Source organism: Stenotrophomonas maltophilia group sp. RNC7 (assembly GCF_030910085.1).
Lineage (GTDB): Bacteria > Pseudomonadota > Gammaproteobacteria > Xanthomonadales > Xanthomonadaceae > Stenotrophomonas > Stenotrophomonas sepilia.
The window spans coordinates 1-326 of the sequence record NZ_JAVFVN010000014.1 but is presented as its reverse complement, the minus strand read 5'-3'; the positions used below and the strand labels follow the sequence as shown (position 1 = coordinate 326).

The following is a 326-nucleotide window of genomic DNA, read 5'->3' as shown; positions in this document are numbered from 1 at the left end:
GCTGGATGATGTGCTGCAGCGCCTGCGCATTCCCAGCCAGCGCGGCCTGCACGGCGCGTTGAAGGATGCCCATCTTCTCGCCCAGGTGATTCCGCACCTGCGTTGAGCCGGCCCGGTCATTGTTGTAGAGCCGAGCCCACGCTCGGCTCAGGCGTTCCGGGACGCAGCAGCCGAGCGTGGGCTCGGCTCTACAGGGGGCGATCGCCGTGTTCAGCCCCCGCCTGTGGGTAACTTGCGCAAGTGCTTGAACCCGTGCATAATACGCGGCTCGCTGTGTCCGGTTTTCTACCGGGCGGCGCCCCCGGGAGCACGTCCCCGGCCGCCCA

At 68.1% G+C, this 326-nt stretch carries 1 pseudogene; it reads left to right on the top strand.

Features of this window, described 5'->3' with window-relative positions:
- A pseudogene (locus RCF13_RS00070) lies at window positions 1-106 on the top strand (DNA polymerase III subunit epsilon); the annotation flags it as partial.
- Window positions 107-326 lie beyond the last annotated feature (220 nt).